Genomic DNA, 25391 nt, shown 5'->3' on the forward strand with positions numbered 1-25391 from the left:
GATCCGGTTCCGCATCACCAGCGCGCGGCGGCGCCGGGCGGCCTGATCCAGTCGCGCGGATGAACGAGCTTGCGCGCAACGGGGTTCAGCCGTTCGAGCAACTCGGGAGACGGCACGTGGCCGAAGCGCGTGCGATGCCATGACGACCCGTAGCGATAGACGCTTATCCGCCGATCGCCCGGACTCATGCGCTTTGCGGAACCGTGGCAGAGCGCATCGACGAAAAGCAGGGCGTCACCGGCCTTCATATGGACTTCGACGGCACCCTCGACGTCATCGGCAGACCCGCCGCCCTGGTTCGACCACTCATGGACGCGATCGCGGCGCAGGAAGGCGGGATGGATCATGTTGGACTTGTGCGAACCCGGTATCACCATCGTCGCGCCGTCGCCGGGCCCGATATCGGTAAAGGCCGTCAGTATATTGATCTCACCGCACAGAAAACGGCCGTTGTGATAGCGATAGCCGGTGCGGCTGCACATCTCGTGCCCTCCGGAATGCACCGGGATGGCTTCACCCGGACCGCGGATCGAGAAGAAGTTCTCGTCCATCGCCGCAGGCCCGTGATAATAGTCATGGGTTTCCTGCCCGCCGATGAAGCGGAACAGATAGTTCAGATAGCGCGGGTGATCGATCATCCGCTCGAACGCGCCGCCCAGCTCGTAGACTTGCTGGTAGCTGATGCCGCGATGATCCGGATGGTCCTCGCGCTGAACCCAGCCATACCAGTCACCCCGGGCGAGATCGCGCGGTATCGTATCGATCAGCGCATTGCCCTCGGCCACTTCCGCTGGCGACAGGACCCCGCGAAGGTGAAGAAACCCGTTCAGGTCGAACAGATATTCGTCAAGGTCGGTCGGGACCGTCGCGCCGGGATGCTCGATCCTTGGGGGCTGGATCTCGTGGTGATGGAAAAGGGGTTCCTGGTTCATCGCAAGCGCCTTCAACGTTTGCCGATGCGTTTGGCATCGCGGATCGAGATCGCGTCCGCCTCCAGCTCGGCGACATCGTCAAGCAGGATCGCGGGCCGGGCGTCGGGCCCCGCCGCGCGCAGCCGGACGTTGCGCAGCGTCAAGCCCTCCACATGGCGCAGGTAGAACCCGTAGCTCGGCAGCGGCCCGAACATCGGTGCATGGGGATAATCGCCGGCTGCTTCGGGGATGCTGCCCGTGGGGGCTTCGCCGCCGCCCGCCATGGTGATGTCGATGTCGCTCAAGGTGACGCCGCGCACCGGATGGCCCGGCAGCCCGGTGATCGACGAGGCGAGCGTGCCGCCTGTCGCGATGATGTTCGAGAAGACGACGTTGTTGAGCGCGCCCGGCCTCGGCACGGTCTGGCCGCGGCCGCGATTGCCGAGGCGCAGAAACAGCGGCGTGTGCGCGTCGCGGATAACGACGTTCGAGACCACGATGTTCTCGAAGCTCGCGCCATCGACCATCGACATCGAGATGGCGGCCGTGGGCGCTCGATAGAGGGTGGGCGAGTGGTAGATGATTGCATTGGTGAACAGGATGTCGCGGAAATCGCCGAGGCTTTCGGTCCCGATCTTGAGGCCCTGGTCGTCCGACGAGCAGACGATGTTGGAGACGACGATATTCTCGGTCGGGGGCACCGGCCTGCCGCCGCGCCGTCCGGTGGTCTTGAGCACCACGCAATCGTCGCCCGCCTCGATATTGCTGTCTGTCACCAGCACGTTGCGGCTCGAATCGATGTTGATGCCGTCGGTATTGGGCCCGCGCCCGTCATTGACGATGGTTATGCCGGCGATGCGGATGTCGGAGGATTCGAGCGGATGGATCGTCCAGCCGGCCGCATCGCGGATCGTCACATTCTCGACGCGGATGCCACGGCTCTCGACAAACTCGATCAGCGGCGTCGGCCGCGGGCGCCGCGACACGAAGACGCGTTCGGGATCGCGGTCCCAATAGGCCTCACCATTGCCACGGATCGTGCCGCCGCCGTCGATCGCAACGTTGCGCGCGCCCTGGGCGTGGATCAGGTGGTAGGGGCCGTTGCCCTTGTTCTGCGTGGAGCCGTCGATCATGATCTTCGGCACGTCCTCGGGCGGGTAGGGCGTGAAATCCTCGATGCGCGGCGAGGCGAGCAGCGTCGCGCCGGCCGCGATACGCAGCGTGATATGGTCCTTGAGCACGATCGTGCCGCTGAGGAAAGTGCCGCCCGCGAGCAGCACCGTGCCGCCGCCCGCCCGGGCGCAGGCATCGACGGCTCGCTGGATCGCCGCAGTGTCGAGGGTCTCTCCGTCCGCGCGCGCGCCGTACCGTGCCGCGTCGCAAATGCCGGCGACCGGGGGCGGCCCCGCATTCGTGCCGGGAGCCAGCAGCGCCGCGACGAGGGGCAGGGCGAGCATCGTCAGCGCCCCTCAGCCGACAGCATCGGCAGGATCACGACGCGGCGTGCCGTGCCCAGGCGAGCCAGATCGCGGCGGTCCACGAGAAATCGTCTCCGCCGGTGCCGCTCCCGTCGAGCGGGTTATAGGCCTCGTAGAAGCCGTTGGCCTCCATCAGCGCACGCGTATCGGAACGGACGCGTTCGGCTTCGGTTGCATGGCCGGCATCGGCCAGACCGACGCCGATCATGTAGTTGACCACCGCCCAGACGGGGCCACGCCAGTAGCGGATCATCTGGAATCCGGGATCGTCGGGATCGAGGCTCGGCATCAGGTAGCGCACCGCCTTGCCGATGCGCGCGAGGTGATCGAGCATCGTGCGGTCCTTCGCCGGATCGCTGATGCCCGCATAGAAGCTCAGGAAGGACGCGCTGGTGATGAAGCCCGACGATTTGCCGGTGAGGAGGTCGCGCGAGCACCAGCTCTGCTTGTCTTCGTCCCACAGCCATGCGATTCCGCGTTCGGCGGTTTCGATCAGCGTCCGAAGCTCGCTGGCCTCCGCCTCATGACCCAGCCTTTCCGCCAGCGCCAGAAGATCGCGATTGGCCCGCAGCAGTATCATCGACATGCCGACATCTGCGACGCGGAAGGGATTGCCCGCGGCGATCTTTGCATGATCCCAGCCCTGTGCGCGGCCATATTGGACGAGCGCTAGATAACGGTCATATTCCAGTTTGGTCGGTCGCATCTTCGCGTCGAGATGACTGGTGTCGCGACGGACATAATCGCCCACGTTGGAGACATCGATCGGCTCGCCGGGCGCGTCCCATTCGGGCGAGTTGTCGCGCCCCGTTTCCCACGGGTGCATCGCAATGACGACTCCGCGGCGCTCGGGATCCCGGTGCTCGGCGAACCAGCGGTGCCATGCCATCAGCTTGGGGAAAAGTGTCTGGAGCCGGCTCCGGAAAGCCTGACCCTCACCAGCCTCCTCGGCACTTTCCCATAGCTTGCGGACCACGCTCGCAGCGACCGGGGGCTGAGTGATACCCGAGGTGACGGGCGTCTTGCCCGTGTCCCAGACCCCGGGGCCGGGAAAATAGCCGGGATCATCCTTCCAGAAGATGATATGGGGCAGGAAGCCGTCTTCCCATTGTGCCTCGAAGAGCGTCTCGATCTCCTGCCAGGCCCGGTTGCGATCGAAGGTATCGAAACCGAGCGCCACAAACGCGGAATCCCAGTTCCACTGGAAGGGATAGACGCGTCCGTTGGGCACGGTGTAGCCGCCCCGGTCATTACCGGTCAGGATGTCGCGCGCGCCCTGGTCGAGGTCTTGAATGGCCATTGCTTCCGAACACTCCGTCATAACGTGTACAAACATGAGGGCCGGGGGACGCGCCCCCGGTCGTATTTCCTAGAAGTTGAAGGTGAGACGGGCGGTTATGCGCCGCGGCAGTACCGGACGACCAACGAAATAGGCGCCGCCCGTCGTCTGTGAGCTGTCCTGGCGCGGCGACCCTTCAGTCGTCGCGTCGGTATCGAACAGGTTGAAGACGTTGACGCCGATCCGCGCGGTGTTGTCACCGATCGGAATCTTGTAGCCGGCGTCGAGGCTGACGACATGCCACCCTTCGAGCGTGATGGCGTTGTTCGCCGCGGTGAAGTTGTCACCCGTGTAGTTGGTGAAGATCGAAGCATCGAGGCGATCGTCGTCGTAATAGAGGCCGGCATTGTAGAGCAGGTTGGGCTGACGCTCGAGCTCGTTGCCGATGTTGCCGGGCGTCGTATCGAACGCTGTGTACTTGTGGTCCTGGAGCGTCACATTGCCGTCGAAGCGCAGCGAGTCGAGGATGCGAACGCTGAGCGTCCCTTCGAGACCATAGGATTCAGTGGCGACGATGTTGACGCGTTCGATGAAGCCGCCTTGCCCGTCATTGACGAACAGCACCTGCCGACGGTTGCTGAGCTTGGTGTAGAGACCCGACAGCGTCGCCGAGATGCGCCCGCCGTCATATTTCACGCCCGCTTCGGCCTGCTTGATGATCTCGGCCGAGTAGGAGGCTGGCTGTCCCAGCGCGTTGAAGGTGACGGCGCGTATCTCGGGGAAGAAGTAGCCGCGCGACGCGTTAGCGTAGAGGTTGAAGTTGTCGGTGAGCTTGTAGAGCGCACCCGCAGCGACCGCCCATTCGCTCGTATCAACATTTGCACGCAGGAATGAGCCGTTCCCCCATATGACGTCGCGCAGCGCCGGTGCCAGATTGGGCGTCGTCGGATCGGTGACGAAGGTTGCGGTGCGTTCCCGGCGGATCGAGCCTTCCAGCTTCTCGATACGGAAGCCGATGTCGAAGATGAACCGGTCCGCCTCGATCTGGTCGGCGATATAGGCGGCATAGCGTTCCACCTTGTGCCGGTTGTTGACATAGCCGCCGCCCGCATTGAGCAGGCCGTTCCGCGAGACGATCGTCTGCGCGCCCGTCGCCGGATTGGTCACCACGAGATTGACGAGCCGCGGCCTGTTGTTGAACTCTGCCAGGTAGGTCGTGGTGACGTTAACGTCATCGGCCTTGGTAAACGAGTAGAAGCCGCCCAGCGTGAAGCTGTGCTCAAGGCTTCCGGTTTCCAGCTTCTTCGTGAAGTTGAGTTCCGACGAGAAGTCGGTGGCGGGACGGTCGCGATCGGTAAAGCGGTTGGCGAAGAGCAGGTAATCGGCCGGAACCACGCTGCTGTCATCGGCGAAGGTGAAGCTGGCATTCGCGACCGATCCGAGGCCGCGGTTGGTCAGGAAGCTCTGGAGTGTCTCGGGCACGTTGATGAGCCCGTCGCCGTCCGACCAGAGGCCGAACTTGTGATTATAGTCGGCATATCGGGTGCGGCTGTTGATGCCCCAGCCGTCCCCGAATTCCTTGTCGAAGACGAGCGCGACCGAACCGCCCTTGGTCGAGACGCCCTCGGCGATATCGGTTTCGAACGCCCCGTCGGGCGTCTGGAAGCCGAGGCCGTTCAGGTTGTTGTGTTGAACCGAAAAGACCTTGTGCCCGTCATTGCCGGGCGCGCGATTGCGTGTCGTGCCGTCGAGCGGGACCGGAAGATAGAACTGCACCTGATCGTCGATGTACTGGCCGTAGAGCGTGATCGATCCCGAGCCGTCGGCAAGTTCCTTCTTCAGATTGCCGCGCAGCTGAAAGCCCTTGGTGTCGAGGTCGGTCCGGATAGGGCCTTCGTCGTGGCGGTAGTAACCCGAAAAGGCATAATAGAGGCCATTGCCCAGCGGCCCGCTGATTGCGACGTCGCCCCGATAGCGATCGTGTTCGGCCACCTCCAGCTGGACGACGCCGCGTAACTCGTCATCTCCGGTCTTGGAGATATAGTTGATGAGGCCCGCCACCGAGCCGGGACCGAACAGGTTGGAGACGCCGCCCCGCACGAATTCGAGCCGATCGATGCCGAGATCGTTGCGATAATAGACGTCAAAGGCCGAAGAATTCAGGCCGAACGTGCTGAACACCGGCATGCCGTCGTACATGAGAGGCGTGAACTGATACTGGCCACCCGAGGGCAGGCCCTTGATGAAGACGTTCGTCGCGACTTCACCCCCGCCGCCGTCGGCCTTGATCGTCGGCACCGAGTTGAGGATGTCGGCCTGGCTGCTCGAGGTGAGCTTGGCCAGCCGGCTGTCGTCGAGTGCTGTAACCGCGAGCGGCGTGTCCATGGCAATGCGGCCAACACTGGTGCCCGTGACGATGATCTCGCCCTGCGCCTCGGGCACTTCCGCTTCGGCTGGCTGCGGCGCCGGTTGCGCTTGCGTGTCCTGCGCATGGGCCGTTCCAGAAATCAGCGCCAGCGCCGATGCCGCGACCATCAATCCGGTACGGTGAAATGGGTTCTTGCCCGTCTTGATCAACATAGTGGATCCCCTTCCAGCTTCCTCTCTCGCGCGGTGTCCCCCGCGCTTGACGAGCACGTCCTTGCGCGCTCAATTCCGATAAAACCTGATTTGTGATGCCCCGACCGGGTAGCCTGTTTTGCAACAACAATCTGTTGCCGAAAATGGAACAACGCCCTATCGCCGCGCTGGAGAGGACGCAAGCATGCTCGACTTGGGCGACCTGATGGTGTTCGTCAAAATCGTGGAAACCGAGAGCTTGACCAAGGCAGGCCGGCTGCTGGGGCTGCCCAAGTCGACGGTCAGCCGGCGCGTGTCACGTCTCGAGGAGCATCTGGGCGCGCAGCTTCTCCACCGCAGCACGCGCGCGGTGACTGTCACGCAGGACGGCGCGCTCTTCTTCGAATATTGCCTGCGATCGATCGGCGTGCTGCGCGACGGCGAGCGTGCTCTGCAGAGCCAGCAGCACCACCCGCAGGGCGTCGTGCGGGTCGCGATCCCCTATGTGCTCGGGCAGAGCTTGATCGGGCCGCTGCTCGCGAGCTTCCTTGAGCTTTATCCGGATGTGCGGCTGGTCAGCGTGCTCAGCGACGATGCGGTCGGGTTGCTGCGCAGCGGGTTCGACGTGGCGCTCGCGGTGGCGCCGCTGGCGGACTCCGATCTGGTCGCGGTCAAACTCGGCACGACCGAATGCGGCGCCTTTGGCGCACCCGGTTATTTCGAGCGCAAGGGCATGCCCCAGAACCATGTGGAACTTCCGCGCTTCGATCTGCTGGCCGCCGGAACGCTTGATCGGCGACACAAATGGAGCCTCCACAAGGGGGCGCAGGAGGTTTCGGTCGAGTTCGCGCCCAAGCTCATCTGCAATGATTTCATCCTGCTCCGACACGCCGCGCTATCCGAGCTCGGAATCGCCAATCTCCCCGCATTCCTGTGCAAGCGCGATCTGGCGGAGGGGCGGCTGGTGGAGGTTCTGCCTGGCTGGCAAACGGCGGACATGACCTTCTTCGCGCTGTTCGACGATCCCAAGGGCGTGCCTGTCCGCGTCCGCACGCTGATCGACTATCTGGTCGAACATCTGCGCCCGACACTGTCGTGGGAGATCCATTGAACAATGTTGCCGAAAATGGAACATACCGTTCCGTAAATCCGCTCTAGGCGATACGCGCCGCACCCGCCAGCCTTTGCAGGACCGGCGCAGACCGGATGACGATCGGCAATCGCCGGGAGGGGTTTATTACCATCTTGCATAGCAATGATGCCGGCATGGCAGCGAGCGGTTCTTCAAGCGGGGGCGCGCTTCTGCTCGATCTGTTTGCAGAGGCCGTCCGTGCAGTGACCCCCGAGGTCGCGATGCCCAAGGCATTGCCCGCATCGCCCCATGGCCGAATAGTTGCGATCGCCGTCGGCAAGGCGGCAGCAGAGATGATGCGGATCGCGCAGTTGCGCGCACGTACGCCGCTCCCCGGGCTCGTCGTCACGCGCTATGACCATATCCCGGTTGAGGGGGCCGGCTGGCCCGATGTCGAGATTATCGAGGCGGGCCATCCCTTTCCGGACGAGAACAGCATTCGGTCAGCACAGCGGGCACTGGACATCGCGCGCGGTCTCGATGCGGGGGACCAGCTGCTGGTCCTGCTTTCAGGCGGGGGTTCGGCGCTGCTCGCGGCGCCCGCGCCGGGGGTCGAGCTTGCCGACAAGCAGGCCATTACACGCGCGCTCCTGCAATCGGGTGCGACGATCGCCGAGATCAACTGCGTGCGCAAACACCTGTCGGCGATCAAGGGCGGGAGGCTCGCGGTCGCGGCGGGTGCCGCGCGCGTCACGACCTGGATCATCTCGGATGTGCCGGGCGACGATCCTTCCTTCGTCGCTTCGGGACCGACGGTGGCCGATCATTCGGGTCTCGTCGCCGCCCGCGACATCATCACCAAATACGACATCGTGCCGCCTCCCAATATTGCGAAGGCGCTTGCCGATCCCGCAAACGAGACGCCGGCGGCCGATGCCCTCGGGCTCGCCGGCGGAGAAACCGTCGTGATCGCCCGGGCCCGCGACGCGCTGGCGGCGGCCGCGAGATATGCGGCAGAGCGCGGCTGCGCGGTCACCGATCTCGGCGACCAGCTCCAGGCTGAGGCGCGCCATCTCGGCGCCAGCCATGCCGCGCTTGCCCGTCGTCTGGCGGCCGACGGGCGGCGGCGTGTGATCATCTCGGGCGGTGAGACCACGGTTACGGTCGTCAACCCCGAGGGTCGCGGCGGGCGCAACCTCGAATATCTGCTGGGCCTCGCGATCGCGCTCGACGGGACGCCGGGAATCCACGCGCTTGCCTGCGACACGGACGGAATCGACGGGACCGAAGGCGCCGCGGGCGCGGTCGTGAAGCCCGACACGCTCGAGCGCGCCCGCAGTCTCGGCCTCGATCCCGCTGTCCATCTCTCACAGAACAACGCCTATCTCTTCTTCGAAGCGCTGGGCGACCTCGTCGTATCAGGGCCGACCCTTACCAACGTCAACGATTTCCGGGCGATCCTGATCGAAGGAGCGGGATGATGGCAATGATCCAGATCGCGGCAGCCGATACCCGGCCTTCTCCCGGCCGCCACTATCCCTGGGTGTTGATCGGGTTGCTCTGGCTCGTTGCCTTCCTTAACGCGGCCGACCGCTCGATCCTCATCGCGGTCATGCCGCAGCTGCGCAGCGAATTCGGGCTCAGCGCCACCCAATTGGCACTGCTCAATTCGGTATTCTTCTGGATCTACGCGGTCGCCGCGTTCTTCGCCGGACGCATGGGCGACAGCGTACGCCGGTCGCGCGTCGTGATCTATGGACTGATCTTCTGGAGCGTTGCGACGGGGTTCAGTTCGCTCTCCACCGGCTTTGCGATGCTGCTCGCCTTTCGCGGTCTCGTGGCGCTCGGCGAGGCGACCTATTATCCCACCGCGACCGCGTTGATCGGCGACTGGCATAAGTCCTCGATGCGCAGCCGGGCATTGTCCCTGCATCAAACCGCGGTTTTCGCGGGCGCTGGAATGGGCTCGGTCGCAGCGGGTTACATGGCGGATCGAATGGGCTGGCAGGCACCCTATGTGATCTTCGCCATCGCGGGCATCATCCATGCCATGCTGCTCTTCCGCTTTCTGCGCGATGCGCCGATCCGGCACACGGCGGCGGAGAAGGGGAAGGGGAACGAGCCGCTCGGCATCGTCCTGCGCACCAAGCCCGCGGTGATGCTCTGCGCCGTGTTCTTCCTGGGCACGGGCGCATCGACCGGCGTCACGGTCTGGGCACCGACCTTCGTCCATGACGCGCTCGGACTCGATCTGACCGGCTCTGCGCTTTACGGCGCTGCGACCATCAACATCGCGGGTTTCCTGTCGGTGCCGCTCGGCGGCTTGCTTGCCGACACGCTCGCCAAGCGCTCGCCCATCGGTCGCTTCTATACGCTTGCCATCGGGCTCACCGCAGCGGGAATCTGCCTGCTTCCGCTGATGGCGGCATCCACCGCGTTGATGGTCGGCGCAGTGCTGCTCGCGACCAGCATCGGCAAGGGACTCTTCGACGGATGCATCTATGCCGCCATGCAGGATGTCGTCCCGCCCCATGCTCGTGCGACGGCGGTCGGGCTGATGACGATGCTCGGCTTCATGGGTGCCGGGCTGACCCCGATCTTCGTGGCGCAGGCCACCCAATATCTGGGCATGGCCGTGGGCATGACCGCGCTTGCGCTCCTCTATTTCGTGGCCGTCGCGATCCTCCTTGCTACGCGCACGTCCACCCGTGAGGCCGTGATCGCCAATTCCGAGAGCCTTGATATATGACCGGATCAGCCCTTGTCCTTGAGGCCGAGCGCAAACTTGCCTTTGAACCGCTCGAGTCTGCGCCGCTCGGTCCGGAGGAGGTACGCATCCGTACGCTCCATTCGGGAATCAGCGCGGGCACCGAGCTTTCGCAATATCGCGGTACCAATCCCTTCATGCATCGCCGCTGGGACGAGGCGAGTCGCCTGTTCGTCCCGGCCGACAGCCCGAGCTGGCCATGGCCGGTGCGCAATCTGGGCTATGAGGAAGCCGGCGAGATCGTCGAGCTGGGCAGTGCGGTCGCCGACCTTCGCGCCGGCCAGCGCGTCTTCGGCACCTGGGGCCATCGCACCCACCATGTCGCGCCCGCCGATTATGCGCGCGATCGGCTGTTGCCCGAAGGCGCCGATCCGAGAATCGGCATTTTCTCGCACATTGGCGCGGTGGCCTTGAACGGTGTGCACGACGCCCAGATCCGGCTCGGCGAAACCGTGGCGGTGTTCGGCCTCGGCGTTCCGGGCCAGATCGTCGCGCAGGCGGCGCGCGCCTCCGGAGCACGCGTGATCGCGGTCGATCCAGATCCTGGCCGACGCGCCATCGCGCTTGCGCACGGCGCGCATGAAGCGCTCGACCCCAGCCAGGGTGGCGTGGCGGAAGCGATCAAGAGCGCCACCGGCGGACGAGGCGCGGACGCGTGTATCGAGGTGTCGGGCGCCCCCGCCGCGCTGGCGGAGGCGATCCGCGCGGTCGCCTATTCGGCGCGGGTGATCGCCATGGGCTTTTTCCAGGGCGACGTTCCCGGCCTGAAGCTTGGCGAGGAATTCCACCACAACCGCGTCCAGCTGATCTGCTCGCAGATTTCGGGCGTCGCTCCCGAGGCGAGCTATCGCTGGTCGAAGCCGCGGCTCTGGCGCGCCGCAGTGGAACTTCAGCATGCCGGGGTGCTCGACCTGCTTCCGCTCATCACGCATGTCGCGCCCTTTGCCGAGGCGCCCGCCTTGTTCGCGCGCCTCGATTCCGGCGAGGCGGGCTTGCTCCAGGCGATGCTCGATTTCGGACGCAGCGCATGAGCCGTCTTCGCGTCGGGTTGCTCGGCTGCGGCGGCATCGCCGCGCGCCACGCGGGCGCGGTGGCCGCGCTGGGCGAATCAATGACGCTCGTCGCCTGTTGCGGGCGGGACGAGGCGCGCACCCGGGCTTTTGCCGACCAGCATGGCGGCGAGGCCTTTACCGACATCGATCGGATGCTCGGTGAGGCCGGGCTCGACCTGCTCATCGCCACGCTTCCGCCCTATGCGCATGCTGGCGAGGTCGAGCGCGCCGCGGCAGCCGGCGTCAATCTGCTGGTCGAAAAACCGATGGCGCTCGACCTGGAGACTGCGGGTCGCATGGTTGACGCCGCGGAACGTTCCGGTGTCATCGCCGCTAACGGTTTCATGTACCGCTTCGGCGACGCGATTGCGCGCTGGCAGCAAGGCGACACCGGAACGGTCGGGCTTTTCGCCGGAAGCTATCACTGCAATGCGCTCCACGCGCCCTGGTGGCGCGAGGCCGCGAAATCGGGCGGCCAGATGCTCGAACAGGTCATCCACCTGATCGATCTGGTCCGCCTGTTCATGGGCGATCCCGACACGGTCTATGCGCGCCGCGCCAACCTGTTTCACCGGGCGACCCCGGGATATGATGTGGAGGACGTGTCGGCGATCATCTTCGGTTGGAAGGACGGCCGCGTCGCGACGCTCAATGCAAGCAACATCGCGGTCCCCGGGCGTTGGCACAAGGACTGGGCGGTGTTCGCAGAGCGGATGACCGGCCGCTTCACCGGATGGAACGACGCGGTGCTGACGCGTACCGGTGACTTGGTCGAGGAAGAGGTGATAGCGGGCGCGACCGATCCCTTTGTCGCCCAACTCGCGGACGTTGCTTCCGCAATCCGCCACGGCCACCCGCCCCGCGTGCCGCTACGCGAAGGCACGGCGACGTTGCGTCTGGCGCTAGCCGCACGCCGTTCCGCCGAACTTGGCGTGGAATTGAATCTTGACGATGCGCTTTGATGCCGGTCGTCCCGGCTTTGCCGGGCTCGGACTTTCGCTTGGCGGCATGGCGCCGCTGATCGACGGCACCGTACCTCGGCATGGATCCCCCGAAGTCGGTGACCACGGCGTAATATGGCCGCTCGATCGGGGACGCGCGATCCTTGAGATTGCACCAGACGGCGACGCGTTACGGCTATGCTTCCGGCTTGAAGGGATCGATCCTGCGCGTGCGATCGACAGCCTTGGCTTACGCTTCGATGAGGTCTCAGGCGCACGGCTTTATCTTCGCAACGGCTATCAAAGCTGGGATGGAAGCTATTTCGTTGCACCCGGCACCCCGGCGGGGGACGGGCCCCCGGGCAAGGTGCCGACACTGGGTTTTGCGATGACTGCGCTACTCCCTGAGGAGGGAAGCGGCGCATCGGTACTTGGGTTCACCAGACACGATCGCTTCCAGAGCAGATTCCAGTTCGGTGGGACGTCCGATTGCCTGTCGTTCGGTATAGAGACGTTGCGCGACCGCGTGCCGCATCACGGGACGATCGAGGCGGAACCGATGATCCTGATGACCGGCGACGGGGTTGAAGAGACGCTTCGCAGCTGGTCGCGGATCGTCGCGGCTCAATCCACACCCGCTCCGCGGATCCCCCCGCGCCGCATCACCGGCTGGTGTTCGTGGTACAATCTCTACGCAGCGATCGACGAAGCGTCGATCCTCGAGCATCTGCGCGGCGCGGCAGGGTTCCGGGAAGCCCATCAGGTGCCGCTCGATATTTTCCAGATCGATGACGGTTTCACGCCCGAAATGGGAGATTGGCTGGATGTGAAGCCCCAATTCCCGCGCGGCCTAAAACCGTTGATCGCCGACATTGCTGCGGCAGGCTTTACGCCGGGATTGTGGATCGCGCCCTTCATGGTCGGTAACCGCAGCCGGCTCTACGCCGAACATCCCGACTGGGTCGTCCGGAGCGCGGAGACCGGCGAGCCCCTCGCCCAGATGCACTTCTATGGCGAGTTTCGCTGGCACAAGCGCAGCGAGGAATATTACATTCTCGACATCACCCATCCCGGTGCCGAAGCCTATATCCGCAAGGTCTTCCGAACCTGGCGTCACGATTGGGGCGTCGGTTATTTCAAGACCGATTTCATGCTGTTCGGCAGCGAGCACGGTCCGGACACCGCTCGCTGGCACGAGAGCGGGCTTTCGCGGATCGCAATCTGGCGGCGCATGGCGCAGCTGATCCGCGAGGAGATCGGCGACGCGCTCTGGCTCGGCTGCGGCTGTCCGCTCTGGGCATCAACCGGGCTTGTCGATGCTGCGCGTATCGGGCGTGATATCGGCGTTTCCTGGACTGGCGAATATTCAGCGGAGAGCCTGCTCCGCGACCAGCTGACGCGCAATCATGCCTCCGGAATATTGTGGCAGGCGGATCCCGACTGCATCCTGCTCCGCGAACGATTTCATCATCTTACCGACGATGAGGTCCGCACGCTTGCACTGTTCGGTGGCCTCTCGGGTGGCGTTCTGATGACGAGCGACCGTCTCGATACACTGCCCGAGGCGCGCGCCGCGCTGTTCGCCCAATTGCTGCGCGTGCCGATCGCGCGGTGTGATTTTCCCGGCCTTGGCTCGATTGAGCCGCTTGTCGTGCAACGCGCTGAATTGGAGGACGGCCACGTGTTCGAGCACATCATGAATCTGTCGGCAACCGCGGTGAGTGTCCCAGAGATCGCGCCGCACGCGTCGCTTCTTTTCCCGAGGCTTGCCTGATGCTTTACGGCGCGATCGAGCTTGGCGGAACCAAGACCAACGTCGCAATCGGCGACGAGACCGGGACGCTGCTCGCACGACGACGGATCGAGACACGCGATCCGGCGAACACCGTCGGCGCGATCGCTGAATTCCTGGATACGGTCACGCGCAGCCACGGAGCAGTTTCGGCGGTGGGGGTGGGGGCCTTTGGTCCGATCGCGCTTGATCCTCGAGATCCAGCTTTCGGCACGGTGGGCGCAACAACAAAATCCGCCTGGAGCGGATTTGATCTTCGTGGCGCCCTTGGACGCGCAGTTGGCGTACCCATCGCAATCGATACCGACGTGGCTGCCGCCGGCGTGGGCGAATATCACTACGGCGCCCTCAAGGGGCTGGGCTGCGGTGTCTATCTTACGGTCGGAACGGGCATCGGCGGAGCCGTGCTGATCGACGGCAAACCGATCTCAGGCAGGATGCACCCCGAAATCGGGCATCTGCCTGTTCATCGCGAGCCTGGCGACTCGATGTCATCGCAATGCCGGTTTCACACGGGCTGCGCGGAGGGGCTGGCGAGCGGACCTGCCGTCGTGGCGCGCTTTGGCCGGCCGCTCGAGGCCTTTGGCCAGGACGGAGCGGAGCACGCGCTAATTGCATCCTATCTGGGGCAACTCTGCGCCTCGATCGTTCTCGCGGTTTCGCCCCACCGAATCGTCTTTGGCGGCGGGGTGAGCAATACGCCGCGTCTTCACGCCGCGGTTGCGGCGCAAATGCATCGCCATATGAACGGCTATGCGTTCCCTGAAGCACCAGGCGACACGTTCATAGTACGGCCTGAACTGGGCGACGACTCCGGGTTGATCGGTGCTCTGGTTCTCGCCCGTCATGCACGTATCGACTGTGGGCCAACACAGTCCCCTCATTAAGACGGCATCCAACACATGAGGGCAGCATCGCATGCCTGAATAACTTGCCCACTTCATCCGGAGCCCCATGCACGTGGCAGATGCGCAACGTTACGACACAATGATCTACCGCCAGACCGGCCGAAGCGGCCTGCGGTTGCCGGTCTTCTCTCTCGGACTGTGGCACAATTTCGGGGAGAATTGTTCGTATGACCGGCAGCGTGAGATACTGCTGCAGGCATTCGATCTGGGTATCACGCACTTCGATCTGGCGAACAACTATGGCCCGCCTCCCGGAGCCGCAGAGTCAGCGTTCGGCCACGCACTGCGCACTGATTTCGCGCCGTACCGGGACGAACTCATTATCTCCACCAAGGCAGGCAATGAAATGTGGCCAGGCCCCTATGGCAACGGTGGATCGCGCAAGTCCATGCTCTCCTCGCTCGACCAAAGCCTGAAACGGCTCGGTATCGACTATGTCGACATTTTCTACTCCCACCGGCCCGATCCGAATACGCCGATGGAGGAAACCATGGGCGCTCTCCACACTGCCGTGCAGCAAGGCAAGGCTCTATACGTCGGCATCTCCAACTACTCTGTGGAACAGACACGCGATGCGGTGCGCATCCTGAACGAACTGGGAACACCGCTGCTGCTCCATCAGCCCCGCTACTCGATGTTGCACAGAATCCCCGAGGACGGTCTCCTTGCCACTCTGCGCAGTGCGGGAGCCGGAGCCATCGCATACTCACCACTCGAGCAAGGCCTGTTGTCGAACCGTTATCTGAACGGAATCCCTCAGGGATCCCGCGCTGCGGGCGCCAGCCGGTTCCTCACTCCCGAGCGCATTACCCCCGCATTGGTTGGCGTTCTGCAACAACTGGAGGCTATCGCTGAGCAACGCGGTCAGTCACTGGTGCAAATGGCTCTCGCCTGGGTGGTACGCGAGCCAGCGGTCACCTCCGCGGTGATCGGCGCAAGCAGTATGCAACAGCTCAAGGAGAGCGTGGCTGCGGCAGCAAATCTCGTCTTCGACGAGACCGAGCTCAATCGGATCAACGATCTTGTAGGGACGATCGTCTGAGGTGCAATGTTGGCGTGATCCAACGCCTTTGGGCCCTCCTGGAACCACGGTCAGCGCTCAGGCGGCTTTCGAGGATGGGTCGGATCAGGCGGACGTCGACATGCAGCGAATTCGCGTGAAAGCCTGAAGCTGGGGGCCGTGCTAAAACGGCCGCGGATGAATGTCTCTCAATCGAAGCGCGTCCGTACTTCCCGGCGTTCACGCCGAGCAATGGCGTGCCGTCAATCAGGGCAGGGGCTGGGAACTCTACGACATCGATGCCGATCCGGACCAGCGTGCCGATATCATGGCGAGCAAGCTCGATCTCGTCGCGCAGTGCGATACGGGCTATCGCGGTTGGTTCTCCGACATAACGCGGAACGGTTTCAGTCAGTCCGTCATTCCGTCGGATATCGCGAGGCGCCGCGCGTCGAACTTACGACCGCGGACCGTGTACACGGTCGTTCGATCATGGGCGGCGCGTCTCGGGCGCCCGTTGTCGTTGGGCAGTGCGTGTCGGTTCGACGGGATCCCAGCCGCCGCCGAGCGCTCGAAACGACGCGATCGCGGCCCGCGCCGCTTCGGTGCTTGCCTCCGCACGGGAATCGCGGGCGGCGAGAAGGCGGCTGTCGGCGTCAAGGACCTCGATCAGGCTCACGACCCCGCCGCGATAGGCGGCGAAGGCGGCGTTCCGGGCCTTTGCGAGCGAGGCTTCCCCGGAACTCAGGGCGCGCGCCTGCTGCTCGCGCTTGACGACGGCCGAGAAGGCGTCCTCGACGTCCTTGGTGGCCCGCAGCACCGAGAGGCGATAGGCCGCCAGCGCTTCCGCATTCTGGCCGCGCGCCACCTTGATCTCGGCATCGACGCGGCCGAAGTCGAACAGCCGCCATCTGAGGCCCAGCACGCCTTGGGCCTGATTGGCGCCGCCGCCGAACAGGCCGCCGGCGCTGGTGGTGGCCGTGCCGATCAGCCCGCCGAGCGAAAATTTGGGGAAATATTCGGAGATGGCCGATCCGATCCGCGCGTTGGAAGCGGCGAGGCGACGCTCGGCGATGATGATGTCGGGGCGACGCCGCAACAGGTCGGCTGGTCCTTCCGCTGTCGCGATCGCCGGCGCGGTCGGGATCGGCGCGGGCGTGAGAAGCTGGGCGCGATAGGTGCCGGGCTGGGCACCCAGCAGGACGTCCATCGCGTTCAAGGCCGCATCCAGGCCAGTTTCGAGGACGGGAAGGCTAGCCTCGACCTGGGACAGGGCCCCTTCGCCTTGGTGGAGCTGGAGTTCGGCCGCGACGCCCTTGCTATATTGCAGGCGGATCGTGTCGACGAGCCTGGTTTGCGTCCCGATCTGGTCGCGCGCGACGGCGATGCGCGCCTGCAGCCCGCGAATGACGATGTAGGTGTCCGCGACCTGGGCGGCGACGGTGAGCCTGGCCGCGCTCGCCCCCGCCTGCGTCGCCTGATAATCCGCCAGCGCCGCTTCGCGGTCGCGGCGAAGCCCGCCAAAGAGATCGAGTTCCCAGCTCGCGCCCAGACCGGCCTCATAAAAACTGGAGTCGCGGTCGTGATTGGGCGTGGCATCGAGCAGCCGGCCGAGCGGGGTTTCGAGCGACTGGTGGCTTCGGACCGCCTGCCCCGTGATGTTGCCTGACGGAAGCAGCGCCGCCGTCGCGGCGCCCAGCGAGGCGCGCGCTTGTGATACGCGCGCGACCGCCTGGGCGATTTCAAGATTGTCCGCGATCGCCTTTCCGATCAGCTCGCTGAGGAGCGGGTCATGAAAGCCCTCCCACCATGTCGCGAGTTCGGTGCCATGCAGCGCGGCGCCATTCGGTCCGGTCCGCTGGCCGAGCGCTTCGCCGCCGACATAGCGGTTCGTCAGCGCCAGGTCCGGCCGGTCATAGTCGGGGCCGACCGCGCAGCCGGCCAGCGACGCGGTGGCCAGGAGCGGGAATATGAAAGCTGTGCGCATCGGCAACCTGTGTCGAATGGAGAGAGTTGATGACCAGTTGCGTTATTGTTCACTAGTTGTCAATGTAAATTGTCATGGCTATGGTCCCATCATGATCCAACCAGCCTCAGTCGACCGGCCCGACGACCGCCCGCCCACCGACAGCGCGATCCGGGATCGGATCGTGGATGCCGCGAACGAGCACTTCCGCCATTATGGTTATGGCAAGACGACGATGGCCGACCTCGCCCGGCAGATCGGATTCTCCAAGGCCTATCTCTATCGCTTCTTCGAATCGAAGCAGGCCATCGGCGAGGAGATCTGCTCGCAGCGCCTCGACACGGTGCTTGCCTCCGTCACGAAGGGTATGGAGGGCGGCAAATCGGCCAGCGATAAATTTCGGCGTCTTTGCAAGCGGATATCCGAAGAGTGCTGCGCCCTGTTCTTCGAGGATCGCAAGCTCTACGACATCGCAGCAACCTCGGCTTCGGAAAATTGGAGCTCGAACGTGCGCTATCAGGAGCAGGTCCTGGCGCTCATCGAGGGGATCCTGCGCGCGGGGCGGGATAGCGGCGAGTTTGAACGCAAGACGCCGCTCGATGAGACGTGCAGGGCGATCTTCCACGTCATGCAGCCGTTCATGAATCCGCTGATGCTGCAATATAATCTCGACAATCTCCCGGATGCGGCGAACGAGGTGTCGAGCCTTGTGCTTCGCTCGCTCGCACCATGAACGTATTAGTGACCAGTTGACAAATTGGTCACTATATAAGAGTGAGGGTGTGATTCCGTCAGGGAGCGCCCGATGCCGATTCGATTTTCAGTTGATAAAATTCTCCTCGCGAGCCTTGCTCCGTTAGCGCTTGCCGCCTGCACCCAATCCGAGGATGATCCGAGGACGCGCCCCCCGCTCGTGCGCGTCGCGACGGCCGGCGCGGCGGAGGCCGCGGAGCGCGGCTTTACCGGCATCGTTTCCGCCCGGGTTGAAAGTGCGCTGGGCTTCCGCGTGGCGGGCAAGATCGTGCAGCGTCTCGTCGATACCGGTCAGACGGTCCGAAGGGGCCAGCCGCTGATGCGGATCGATGCGACCGACTATGCGCTGGCCAGCAGCGCGCAGGCCCAGTCGGTGACCGCGGCGCGGGCCCACGCCATTCAAACAGCCGCCGACGAGAAGCGTTACCGTGATCTCGTCTCGGCGGGCGCCGTGTCGGCATCGGCCTATGATCAGGTGAAGGCGGCGGCGCACGCCGCGCAAGCGCAGCTCGAAGCCGCGCAGGCGGAGGCGCGGGTCGCCCGGAACGCCGCCGGCTATGCCGTTCTCGTCGCGGATGCCGATGGCGTCGTCGTCGAAACGCTGGGCGAGCCCGGACAGGTGGTCGCGGCCGGGCAAACCGTCGTGCGGCTTGCCCATGCCGGCCCGCGCGAGGCCACGATCAATCTTCCGGAAACGCTGCGGCCGAAGCTCGGGGAGGCCGCGCGTGCGACGCTCTTCATCGGCGACAAAGTTGCCGGCCAGGCCCGGCTGCGTCAGCTTTCCGATGCCGCCGATCCGCAGACGCGTACCTACGAGGCGCGCTATGTCCTGGAGGGCGGCGCCGCGCGGGCGCCGCTCGGCTCGACCGTGACGATCCATATCGGGGAGCCCGCCGCCGCCGGCGCCTTGCGGATTCCGCTGGCCGCGATCCACGACGATGGGAAGGGGCCGGGCGTCTGGGTCATTGATCCAGGAAAAACGACAGTCGCCTGGCGTCGCGTCCATCTCGCGGGCCTTGGGGATGAAACGGCCACCATCGTCAGCGGGCTGCGAACCGGCGAGCGCTTCGTCGCGCTCGGCGCCCATATGCTGCACGAAGGCGCGGCCGTGCGCCTTCCCGCTGGAGGCAAGTGATGGCGAAGTTCAACCTTTCGGCGATCGCGGTGCACGAGCGCGCCGTGACGCTCTTCATGATCGTCCTCATCACGCTCGCTGGCACCTTCGCCTTTCTGAAGCTGGGACGTGCCGAGGATCCGAGCTTCACCGTCAAGGTGATGACGGTAGTCACGGCATGGCCCGGGGCGACATCCGAGGAGATGCAGAACCAGGTGATCGAGCCGCTGGAAAAGCGGCTTCAGGAGCTCAAATGGTACGATCGGGTGGAAACCTTCACCCGCCCCGGCCTGTCCTTCACCACGGTCACGCTGAAGGACACAACACCGCCCAAGGACGTCCCGGAGGAATTCTACCAGGCGCGCAAGAAGCTGAGTGATGAGGCTTTGCGGTTGCCGCGCGGAGCCATCGGTCCCTTCGTCAACGACGAATATTCGGATGTGACCTTCGCGCTCTATGCGCTGAAGGCGAAGGGCGAGCCCCATCGGCTGCTTGCGCGCGAAGCCGAGACGCTCCGGCAGCGCCTTCTCCACGTCGCCGGCGTGAAGAAGGTCAACATCATCGGCGAGCGGCCGGAGCGCATCTACGTCAATTTCTCGTTCGCGCGCCTCGCCGCGATGGGCGTTTCGCCGCGCGACATCTTCGCGGCGCTCGCAAACCAGAACCTCATCAGCCCGGCCGGTTCGATCGACACGAAGGGGCCGCAGGTGCTCGTGCGCCTCGAAGGCGGCTTCGACGATCTGGAGAAGATCAGGGACGTGCCCATCGTCGCGGCGGGGCGGGCGCTCAAGCTGTCGGATGTCGCGGAAGTGACGCGGGGCTATGAGGATCCCGCCACCTTCCTGATCCGCAACCAGGGTGAACCCTCGATACTGCTCGGCGTCGTGATGCGGGAAAGATGGAACGGCCTCGACCTCGGCAAGGCTCTCGAGAAGGAGGCCACCGCCATCCAGGCCGAGCTTCCGCTCGGCCTCACGCTCGCCAAGGTGACCGACCAAGCCGTCAACATAGACGAGGCGATCAGCGAGTTCATGCTGAAATTCTGCGTGGCCCTTGGCGTCGTGATGATCGTCAGCCTGGTCAGCATGGGCTGGCGCGTCGGCATCGTCGTCGCCGCCGCCGTGCCGCTCACGCTCGCCGGCGTGTTCCTCATCATGATGGCGACGGGGCGCGACTTTGATCGCGTCACCCTGGGCGCGCTGATCCTGGCCCTCGGCCTGCTTGTCGACGATGCCATCATCGTCATCGAGACGATGGTGGTGCGGATGGAAGAAGGCTTCGACCGGATCAGGGCATCGGGCGCCGCATGGGTCACCACGGCCGCACCGCGGCTTGCCGGGGCGCTCGTCACCTCGATCGGCCTGATGCCGGTCGGCTTCGCGGCGTCGACCGCCGGCGAATATGCCGGCAACATCTTCTGGATCGTGGCCTTCGCGCTCCTGACCTCGTGGCTCGTGGCGGGTGCCTTCACGCCCTATCTCGGTGTCAAGCTGCTCCCGAACATCAAGCCCGTGGCGGGCGGCCATGCCGCCATCTACGGCACGCCCAACTATCAGAAGCTGCGCCGGATCATCGGCTGGTCGGTCGTGCATAAATGGAAGGTGGCGGGCGCCGTGGTGGGCCTGTTCGTCATCGCGGTCCTCGGCATGGGGCTGGTGCGTCAGCAATTCTTCCCCGCATCCGATCGGCCCGAGGTTCTGGTCGAAGTGCAGATGCCCGAAGGCACGAGCATCCGTGAAACCGAGCGGGCAGTGCAGGAAGTTGAAACCTTCCTGCGCAAACAGCCGGAGGCGAAACTCGTCACGAGCTATATCGGGCAGGGCGCGCCGCGCTTCTTCCTGGCGATCGCGCCTGAACTGCCCGATCCCTCTTTCGCCAAGATCGTGATCCTCACGCCGAACGAGGAGACGCGCGAAGCCCTGAAACGCAAGATCAGGGAAGCGGCCGCGAACGGGCTCGCGCCCCAGGCCCGGGTCCGCGCGACGCAGCTCGTCTTCGGCCCCTATTCCCGCTTCCCCGTCGGATTCCGTGTCATGGGTCCCGATGAGGCGGGCGTGCGCGACATCGCGGAGAAGGTGCGCAAGGTGATGCTGGCCAATCCGAACTTGCGGATGGTCAACACAGACTGGAGCGAGCGGGTTCCGACCGCCCATTTCGTCCTCGACCAGGATCGGCTCCGGGCGATCGGTCTATCGACGCACGACGCCGCCCAGCAGATTCAGTTCCTGCTGACCGGCGTGCCCGTCACCCAGGTCCGCGAGGATATCCGCACGGTCGAGGTGATCGCCCGGAGCGCGGGCAAGGAGCGGCTGGATCCGGCACAGCTCGACGCTTTCACGCTGGTGGGGGCGGAGGGGCAGAAGGTGCCGCTTAGCCAGATCGGCCGCACCGAGATCCGGATGGAGAATCCGATCCAGTATCGACGCGACCGCTATGTGACCATGACGGTGCGGGGCGACATTGACGAGAAATTGCAGCCGCCGCAGGTGTCGCTCGAGGTACAGAAGGCGATCCAGCCGATCGTGGCGAGCCTGCCGCCCGGTTACAAGATCGAGATGGCCGGCTCGATCGAGGAAGCCGGCAAGGCGAACGCTGCGCTCGCGCCGATCTTCCCCATCATGCTCGCGCTGATGGCGATCGTGATCATCTTCCAGGTTCGCTCGTTGGCGGCGATGGTGATGGTGTTGCTGACCGCGCCTCTCGCGCTGATCGGCACCGTTCCCACGCTGCTGCTCTTCGGCCAACCCTTCGGCTTCAACGCGATCATCGGGTTGATCGGGCTGGCCGGGATCATCATGCGCAACACGCTGATCCTGATCGGCCAGATCCACAGCAACGAGCATGAGGGGCTGGAGCCCTATCATGCGGTGGTCGAAGCCACCGTGCAGCGCGCGCGGCCGGTGATCCTGACCGCACTCGCGGCGGTGCTGGCGTTCATTCCCCTGACGACTTCGGTTTTCTGGGGTTCGATGGCCTATACATTGATCGGCGGCACGTTGGGCGGGACCGTTCTGACGCTGATCTTCCTGCCGGCGCTCTATGCGATCGCGTTCAAGATCAAGCCTATCGCGGGTCAGGAACCCGGCGAGCCACGGCCGGCTCATCCGGAGCGAGAGCCAAGCTTCAGCATCGCTGGCTGAGGCTTGGTGGTCCAGGCGGGCGGTGCTCCCTCCCCACACCCGCCTGGACCAAAAGCTGGCGCCGCAAACCAGTCAGGTCGGCATCGTTGGTGTAGTTACAGATGGTCATATTCCGCGCGAGGCCGCCAAGTCGCGTCGAACGCGCTCGCGCCCGCCGTCGACCGGGCAAGGGAACGCTCACCATCGGCAACAGTTCTCGGATCACCGATGGGACTGTCGCATACTGGGTCGCCAGACTTGCGAGATTGCCTGGCGAAACGCCTCGCGCCTAGCGGGCCGGCCGTGAAGTCGCCGCGGTCGATAATGCCACCGACCGGTTCCTTTTGGCGCAGAGCTTCGCCATGCCGCAGCTGCCCGCAGCCTCGAAGGCTGGTGGCCGCGATGAGGCCGCGATTGCGCCCTCGACGTCCGGATAGTCGGTATATCCCGCCGCACCCGCGCTGTAATAGGTCGAGACTTGGGACTCGGCAAAGGCGTGGCCCCTCGCGATCCGCCGCGGCAGATCCGGGTTGGCGATGAAGGGCCGGCCGAAGGCGACGGCATCGGCATCGCCCTGCGCCACCGCGTGGATCGCGCTTCCGCCGGTGAAGTCGGAGTTGAGCACCAGCGCCCCGTTGAAGACCTTGCGGATCGCCGGCGCGATCAACGGCACGTCGGTCGCGCGGAAGGTGCTTTCTCCCTGGGGCTCCCGCAACTCGAGAAAGGCGATGCCGATCCGTGACAGCACCGCCGCGGCTGCCGTGAACAGCGCCTCGGGGTTGCTGTCGTTGACGCCCTGCGTCTCGCCGTTCGGCGACAGCCGCACGCTGGTGCGGCCAGGCCCCGCAACGTCACTTATCGCGCGCGTCACCTCGTCGAGCAGACGGACCCGGTTCTCGATTGAGCAGCCATAATCGTCGTCGCGCAGATTGGTGCCGTCGCGCAGGAACTGATCGATCAGATAGCCATTGGCCGCATGAAGCTGCACGCCGTCGAAACCGGCGCTGATGGCATTCGCGGTCGCGCGCCGATAATCGTCCAGCAGGCGCGGAATCTCGGCGATCTCGAGCGGCCTTGCTTCCACATAATCCTGCTTGCCCGCATAGGTATGCGCCTGTCCCGGCGCGGTGGTCGCAGAGGCGGAGACCGGCCGGGCGCCGCCCAGAAAGCTCGGATGGACGATCCGCCCCATGTGCCACAGCTGGACCACGATCCGCCCGCCCGCTTCATGCACGGCGGCCGTGATCGGCTTCCAGGCCTCGACCTGTTGCTCGGTCCACAGGCCCGGCGCGCTGGGCCATCCCAGTCCCTCCTGGCTGATCCCGGTCGCCTCGCTGATGATGAGGCCCGCCGAGGCACGCTGCCGATAATATTCGCCCATCAGTGCGGTCGGCACGTGGTCGCGCGTACCTCTGCCGCGCGTAAGCGGCGCCATCAGGATCCGGTTGGGAACCTCGATTCCGCCCAGTTGCAGCGGATCGAACAAGCTTGGCATTCACAGGTCCTTCTCAGTCTGGTGGGATATGGCCCGGCGCTTGGCAGGAGCGCCGGGTCGTCCGGGTCAGGAAGCGACTGCGCGGATGTGGCGATGGATCAGCCGCCCATCGATCTTGCCGGCACGAAGCTCCGCCAGCCCCTGATTGATGGTTTCAATCGGCGCGACGGCGGTCGGGATCGGACGGATGCGGCCCGCGCGCGCATGCTCGACGAGTTCGCGAAGCTCGGCGGGCGTGCCGCAATAGGAACCCTTCAGGCTGAGCTGACGAGAAGCCAGCACTGCAAGCGGCAGCTGGATCATGCCGCCGAACAAGCCGACGCCGACATAGGTGCCGCCGTGACGGAGCAGCGACACACCGAGTTCGACCGTCTGCTGCGAGCCGACAAAGTCGAGAATGCCGATAAAGCCGCCGGTGTCCGCGAGGACCTTTTCCGCGACGCCTTCTTCGCGGCTGTTCACCGTCTTGTCCGCCCCGAAATTGTTGCTCGCGGCATGGAGCTTCGCGTCATTGATGTCGAACACCGCGACCTTGCTGTCCTGCAATCCCTTCTCGATCGCGAGCGCCATCGTGCCGAGACCACCGGCGCCGATGATCCCGATCCATCCGTCGCGGCGCGGAAGCTTGGCGAGCGCGGCATAGGCCGTCAGGCCGCAGCAGGCGAAGATGCCCGCATAGTCCTCGCTCAGCCCATCGGCGGGGATCAGATATTTCGGCTCGCGCACGACCACCTTTTCGGCATGGCCGCCGGGCACCTGCATGCCGATCGAGCGCGGCGTCGGGCATTCATTGTCACGCTCGGCCTCGCAGGCGGGGCACTGTCCGCAGCCGATCCACGGATAGACCACTACCGGCCGTCCGATATCGGCGTCGCTCAGCCCAGCCCCAGGACCAAAGGCGGCGATACGCCCGAAAATCTCGTGGCCGAGCGACGTCGGCGCATTGATGCCCAGCATGCCCACCGGCAGCTTGGCCTCGCCGCCCAGACCCACATGCCCCTCGTGGAAATGGGCGTCGGAATGGCACAGGCCGCAGCTGATCACCTCGACGACGACTTCGGATCCGGTCGGGACCGGATCGGCGATCTCGCTGGCAACGATGGGGGCGTTGAACTCGACGACCTGATGGGCGCGCATGACTCTTCTCCTGAATTTCTTTGATTATGTCTGGGTAAGGGAGCGGCG

18 protein-coding genes are annotated in these 25391 nt (G+C 64.9%); 11 read left to right on the forward strand and 7 right to left on the reverse strand.

Features of this window, described 5'->3' with window-relative positions; translation table 11 throughout:
* Positions 1-14: 14 nt before the first annotated feature.
* The 4 genes from AC3WJD_RS08235 to AC3WJD_RS08250 form a co-directional block, all read right to left on the reverse strand.
* On the reverse strand, positions 15-932 hold the full coding sequence (locus AC3WJD_RS08235; RefSeq protein ID WP_492746118.1) for a phytanoyl-CoA dioxygenase family protein: 918 nt from the start codon (positions 930-932) through the stop codon (positions 15-17).
* Positions 933-943: 11 nt separating this feature from the next.
* Positions 944-2368, reverse strand: a complete 1425-nt coding sequence (locus AC3WJD_RS08240) for a glycoside hydrolase family 28 protein (protein ID WP_492746119.1) — start codon at positions 2366-2368, stop codon at positions 944-946.
* A 34-nt stretch (positions 2369-2402) separates the two neighbouring features.
* Entirely contained in the window at positions 2403-3689 is a 1287-nt protein-coding gene (locus tag AC3WJD_RS08245; protein ID WP_492746120.1) for an MGH1-like glycoside hydrolase domain-containing protein, read from the reverse strand.
* A gap of 69 nt (positions 3690-3758) precedes the next feature.
* Positions 3759-6248 (reverse strand): TonB-dependent receptor, encoded by a 2490-nt coding sequence (locus AC3WJD_RS08250; RefSeq protein WP_492746121.1) that lies wholly within the window; start codon positions 6246-6248, stop codon positions 3759-3761.
* A gap of 184 nt (positions 6249-6432) precedes the next feature.
* Between AC3WJD_RS08250 and AC3WJD_RS08255 the strand changes: the two genes are divergently transcribed.
* The 8 genes from AC3WJD_RS08255 (at position 6433) to AC3WJD_RS08290 (ending at position 15801) form a co-directional block, all read left to right on the forward strand.
* Positions 6433-7338, forward strand: a complete 906-nt coding sequence (locus AC3WJD_RS08255; protein ID WP_492746122.1) for a LysR family transcriptional regulator — start codon at positions 6433-6435, stop codon at positions 7336-7338.
* Positions 7339-7493: 155 nt separating this feature from the next.
* Positions 7494-8780 carry a glycerate kinase type-2 family protein gene (locus tag AC3WJD_RS08260; protein WP_492746123.1) on the forward strand — a complete coding sequence of 429 codons (1287 nt, stop codon included), beginning with the start codon at positions 7494-7496 and terminating at the stop codon, positions 8778-8780.
* Positions 8777-10048 (forward strand): MFS transporter, encoded by a 1272-nt coding sequence (locus AC3WJD_RS08265; protein ID WP_492746124.1) that lies wholly within the window; start codon positions 8777-8779, stop codon positions 10046-10048. Before AC3WJD_RS08260 ends, AC3WJD_RS08265 begins: the two co-directional genes overlap by 4 nt.
* A complete protein-coding gene (locus tag AC3WJD_RS08270; RefSeq protein WP_492746125.1) occupies positions 10045-11097 on the forward strand; it encodes a zinc-dependent alcohol dehydrogenase in 1053 nt (350 codons plus the stop codon). Before AC3WJD_RS08265 ends, AC3WJD_RS08270 begins: the two co-directional genes overlap by 4 nt.
* A complete protein-coding gene (locus tag AC3WJD_RS08275) occupies positions 11094-12080 on the forward strand; it encodes a Gfo/Idh/MocA family protein (protein ID WP_492746126.1) in 987 nt (328 codons plus the stop codon). The genes AC3WJD_RS08270 and AC3WJD_RS08275 overlap by 4 nt, the downstream gene beginning before the upstream one ends.
* Positions 12070-13833, forward strand: a complete 1764-nt coding sequence (locus AC3WJD_RS08280) for a glycoside hydrolase family 36 protein (protein WP_492746155.1) — start codon at positions 12070-12072, stop codon at positions 13831-13833. The genes AC3WJD_RS08275 and AC3WJD_RS08280 overlap by 11 nt, the downstream gene beginning before the upstream one ends.
* Entirely contained in the window at positions 13833-14738 is a 906-nt protein-coding gene (locus AC3WJD_RS08285; protein WP_492746127.1) for an ROK family protein, read from the forward strand. Before AC3WJD_RS08280 ends, AC3WJD_RS08285 begins: the two co-directional genes overlap by 1 nt.
* A gap of 67 nt (positions 14739-14805) precedes the next feature.
* Positions 14806-15801 (forward strand): aldo/keto reductase, encoded by a 996-nt coding sequence (locus tag AC3WJD_RS08290; protein WP_492746128.1) that lies wholly within the window; start codon positions 14806-14808, stop codon positions 15799-15801.
* 448 nt (positions 15802-16249) lie between these two features.
* Here the strand turns inward: AC3WJD_RS08290 and AC3WJD_RS08295 are convergent, their stop codons facing one another.
* Entirely contained in the window at positions 16250-17746 is a 1497-nt protein-coding gene (locus AC3WJD_RS08295) for an efflux transporter outer membrane subunit (protein ID WP_492746129.1), read from the reverse strand.
* Here AC3WJD_RS08295 and AC3WJD_RS08300 point away from each other — a divergent pair.
* The 3 genes from AC3WJD_RS08300 (at position 17730) to AC3WJD_RS08310 (ending at position 22732) form a co-directional block, all read left to right on the forward strand.
* Complete coding sequence (locus AC3WJD_RS08300) at positions 17730-18458, forward strand: TetR/AcrR family transcriptional regulator (RefSeq protein WP_492746130.1); 729 nt, start codon at positions 17730-17732, stop codon at positions 18456-18458. The two genes, AC3WJD_RS08295 and AC3WJD_RS08300, sit on opposite strands and share 17 nt — an antisense overlap.
* Positions 18459-18530: 72 nt before the next feature.
* The gene (locus tag AC3WJD_RS08305) at positions 18531-19613 is read left to right on the forward strand and encodes an efflux RND transporter periplasmic adaptor subunit (protein ID WP_492746131.1); all 1083 of its coding nucleotides are present in this window, start codon (positions 18531-18533) and stop codon (positions 19611-19613) included.
* On the forward strand, positions 19613-22732 hold the full coding sequence (locus AC3WJD_RS08310; RefSeq protein WP_492746132.1) for an efflux RND transporter permease subunit: 3120 nt from the start codon (positions 19613-19615) through the stop codon (positions 22730-22732). Before AC3WJD_RS08305 ends, AC3WJD_RS08310 begins: the two co-directional genes overlap by 1 nt.
* A 268-nt stretch (positions 22733-23000) precedes the next feature.
* Here the strand turns inward: AC3WJD_RS08310 and AC3WJD_RS08315 are convergent, their stop codons facing one another.
* The gene (locus AC3WJD_RS08315; RefSeq protein WP_492746133.1) at positions 23001-24206 is read right to left on the reverse strand and encodes an alkene reductase; all 1206 of its coding nucleotides are present in this window, start codon (positions 24204-24206) and stop codon (positions 23001-23003) included.
* Positions 24207-24272: 66 nt separating this feature from the next.
* Positions 24273-25343 (reverse strand): zinc-binding dehydrogenase, encoded by a 1071-nt coding sequence (locus tag AC3WJD_RS08320; protein ID WP_492746134.1) that lies wholly within the window; start codon positions 25341-25343, stop codon positions 24273-24275.
* Positions 25344-25391: the final 48 nt, after the last annotated feature.

The sequence above is a fragment of the Sphingobium sp. FW306-1B-F04DB genome (genome assembly GCF_058781925.1).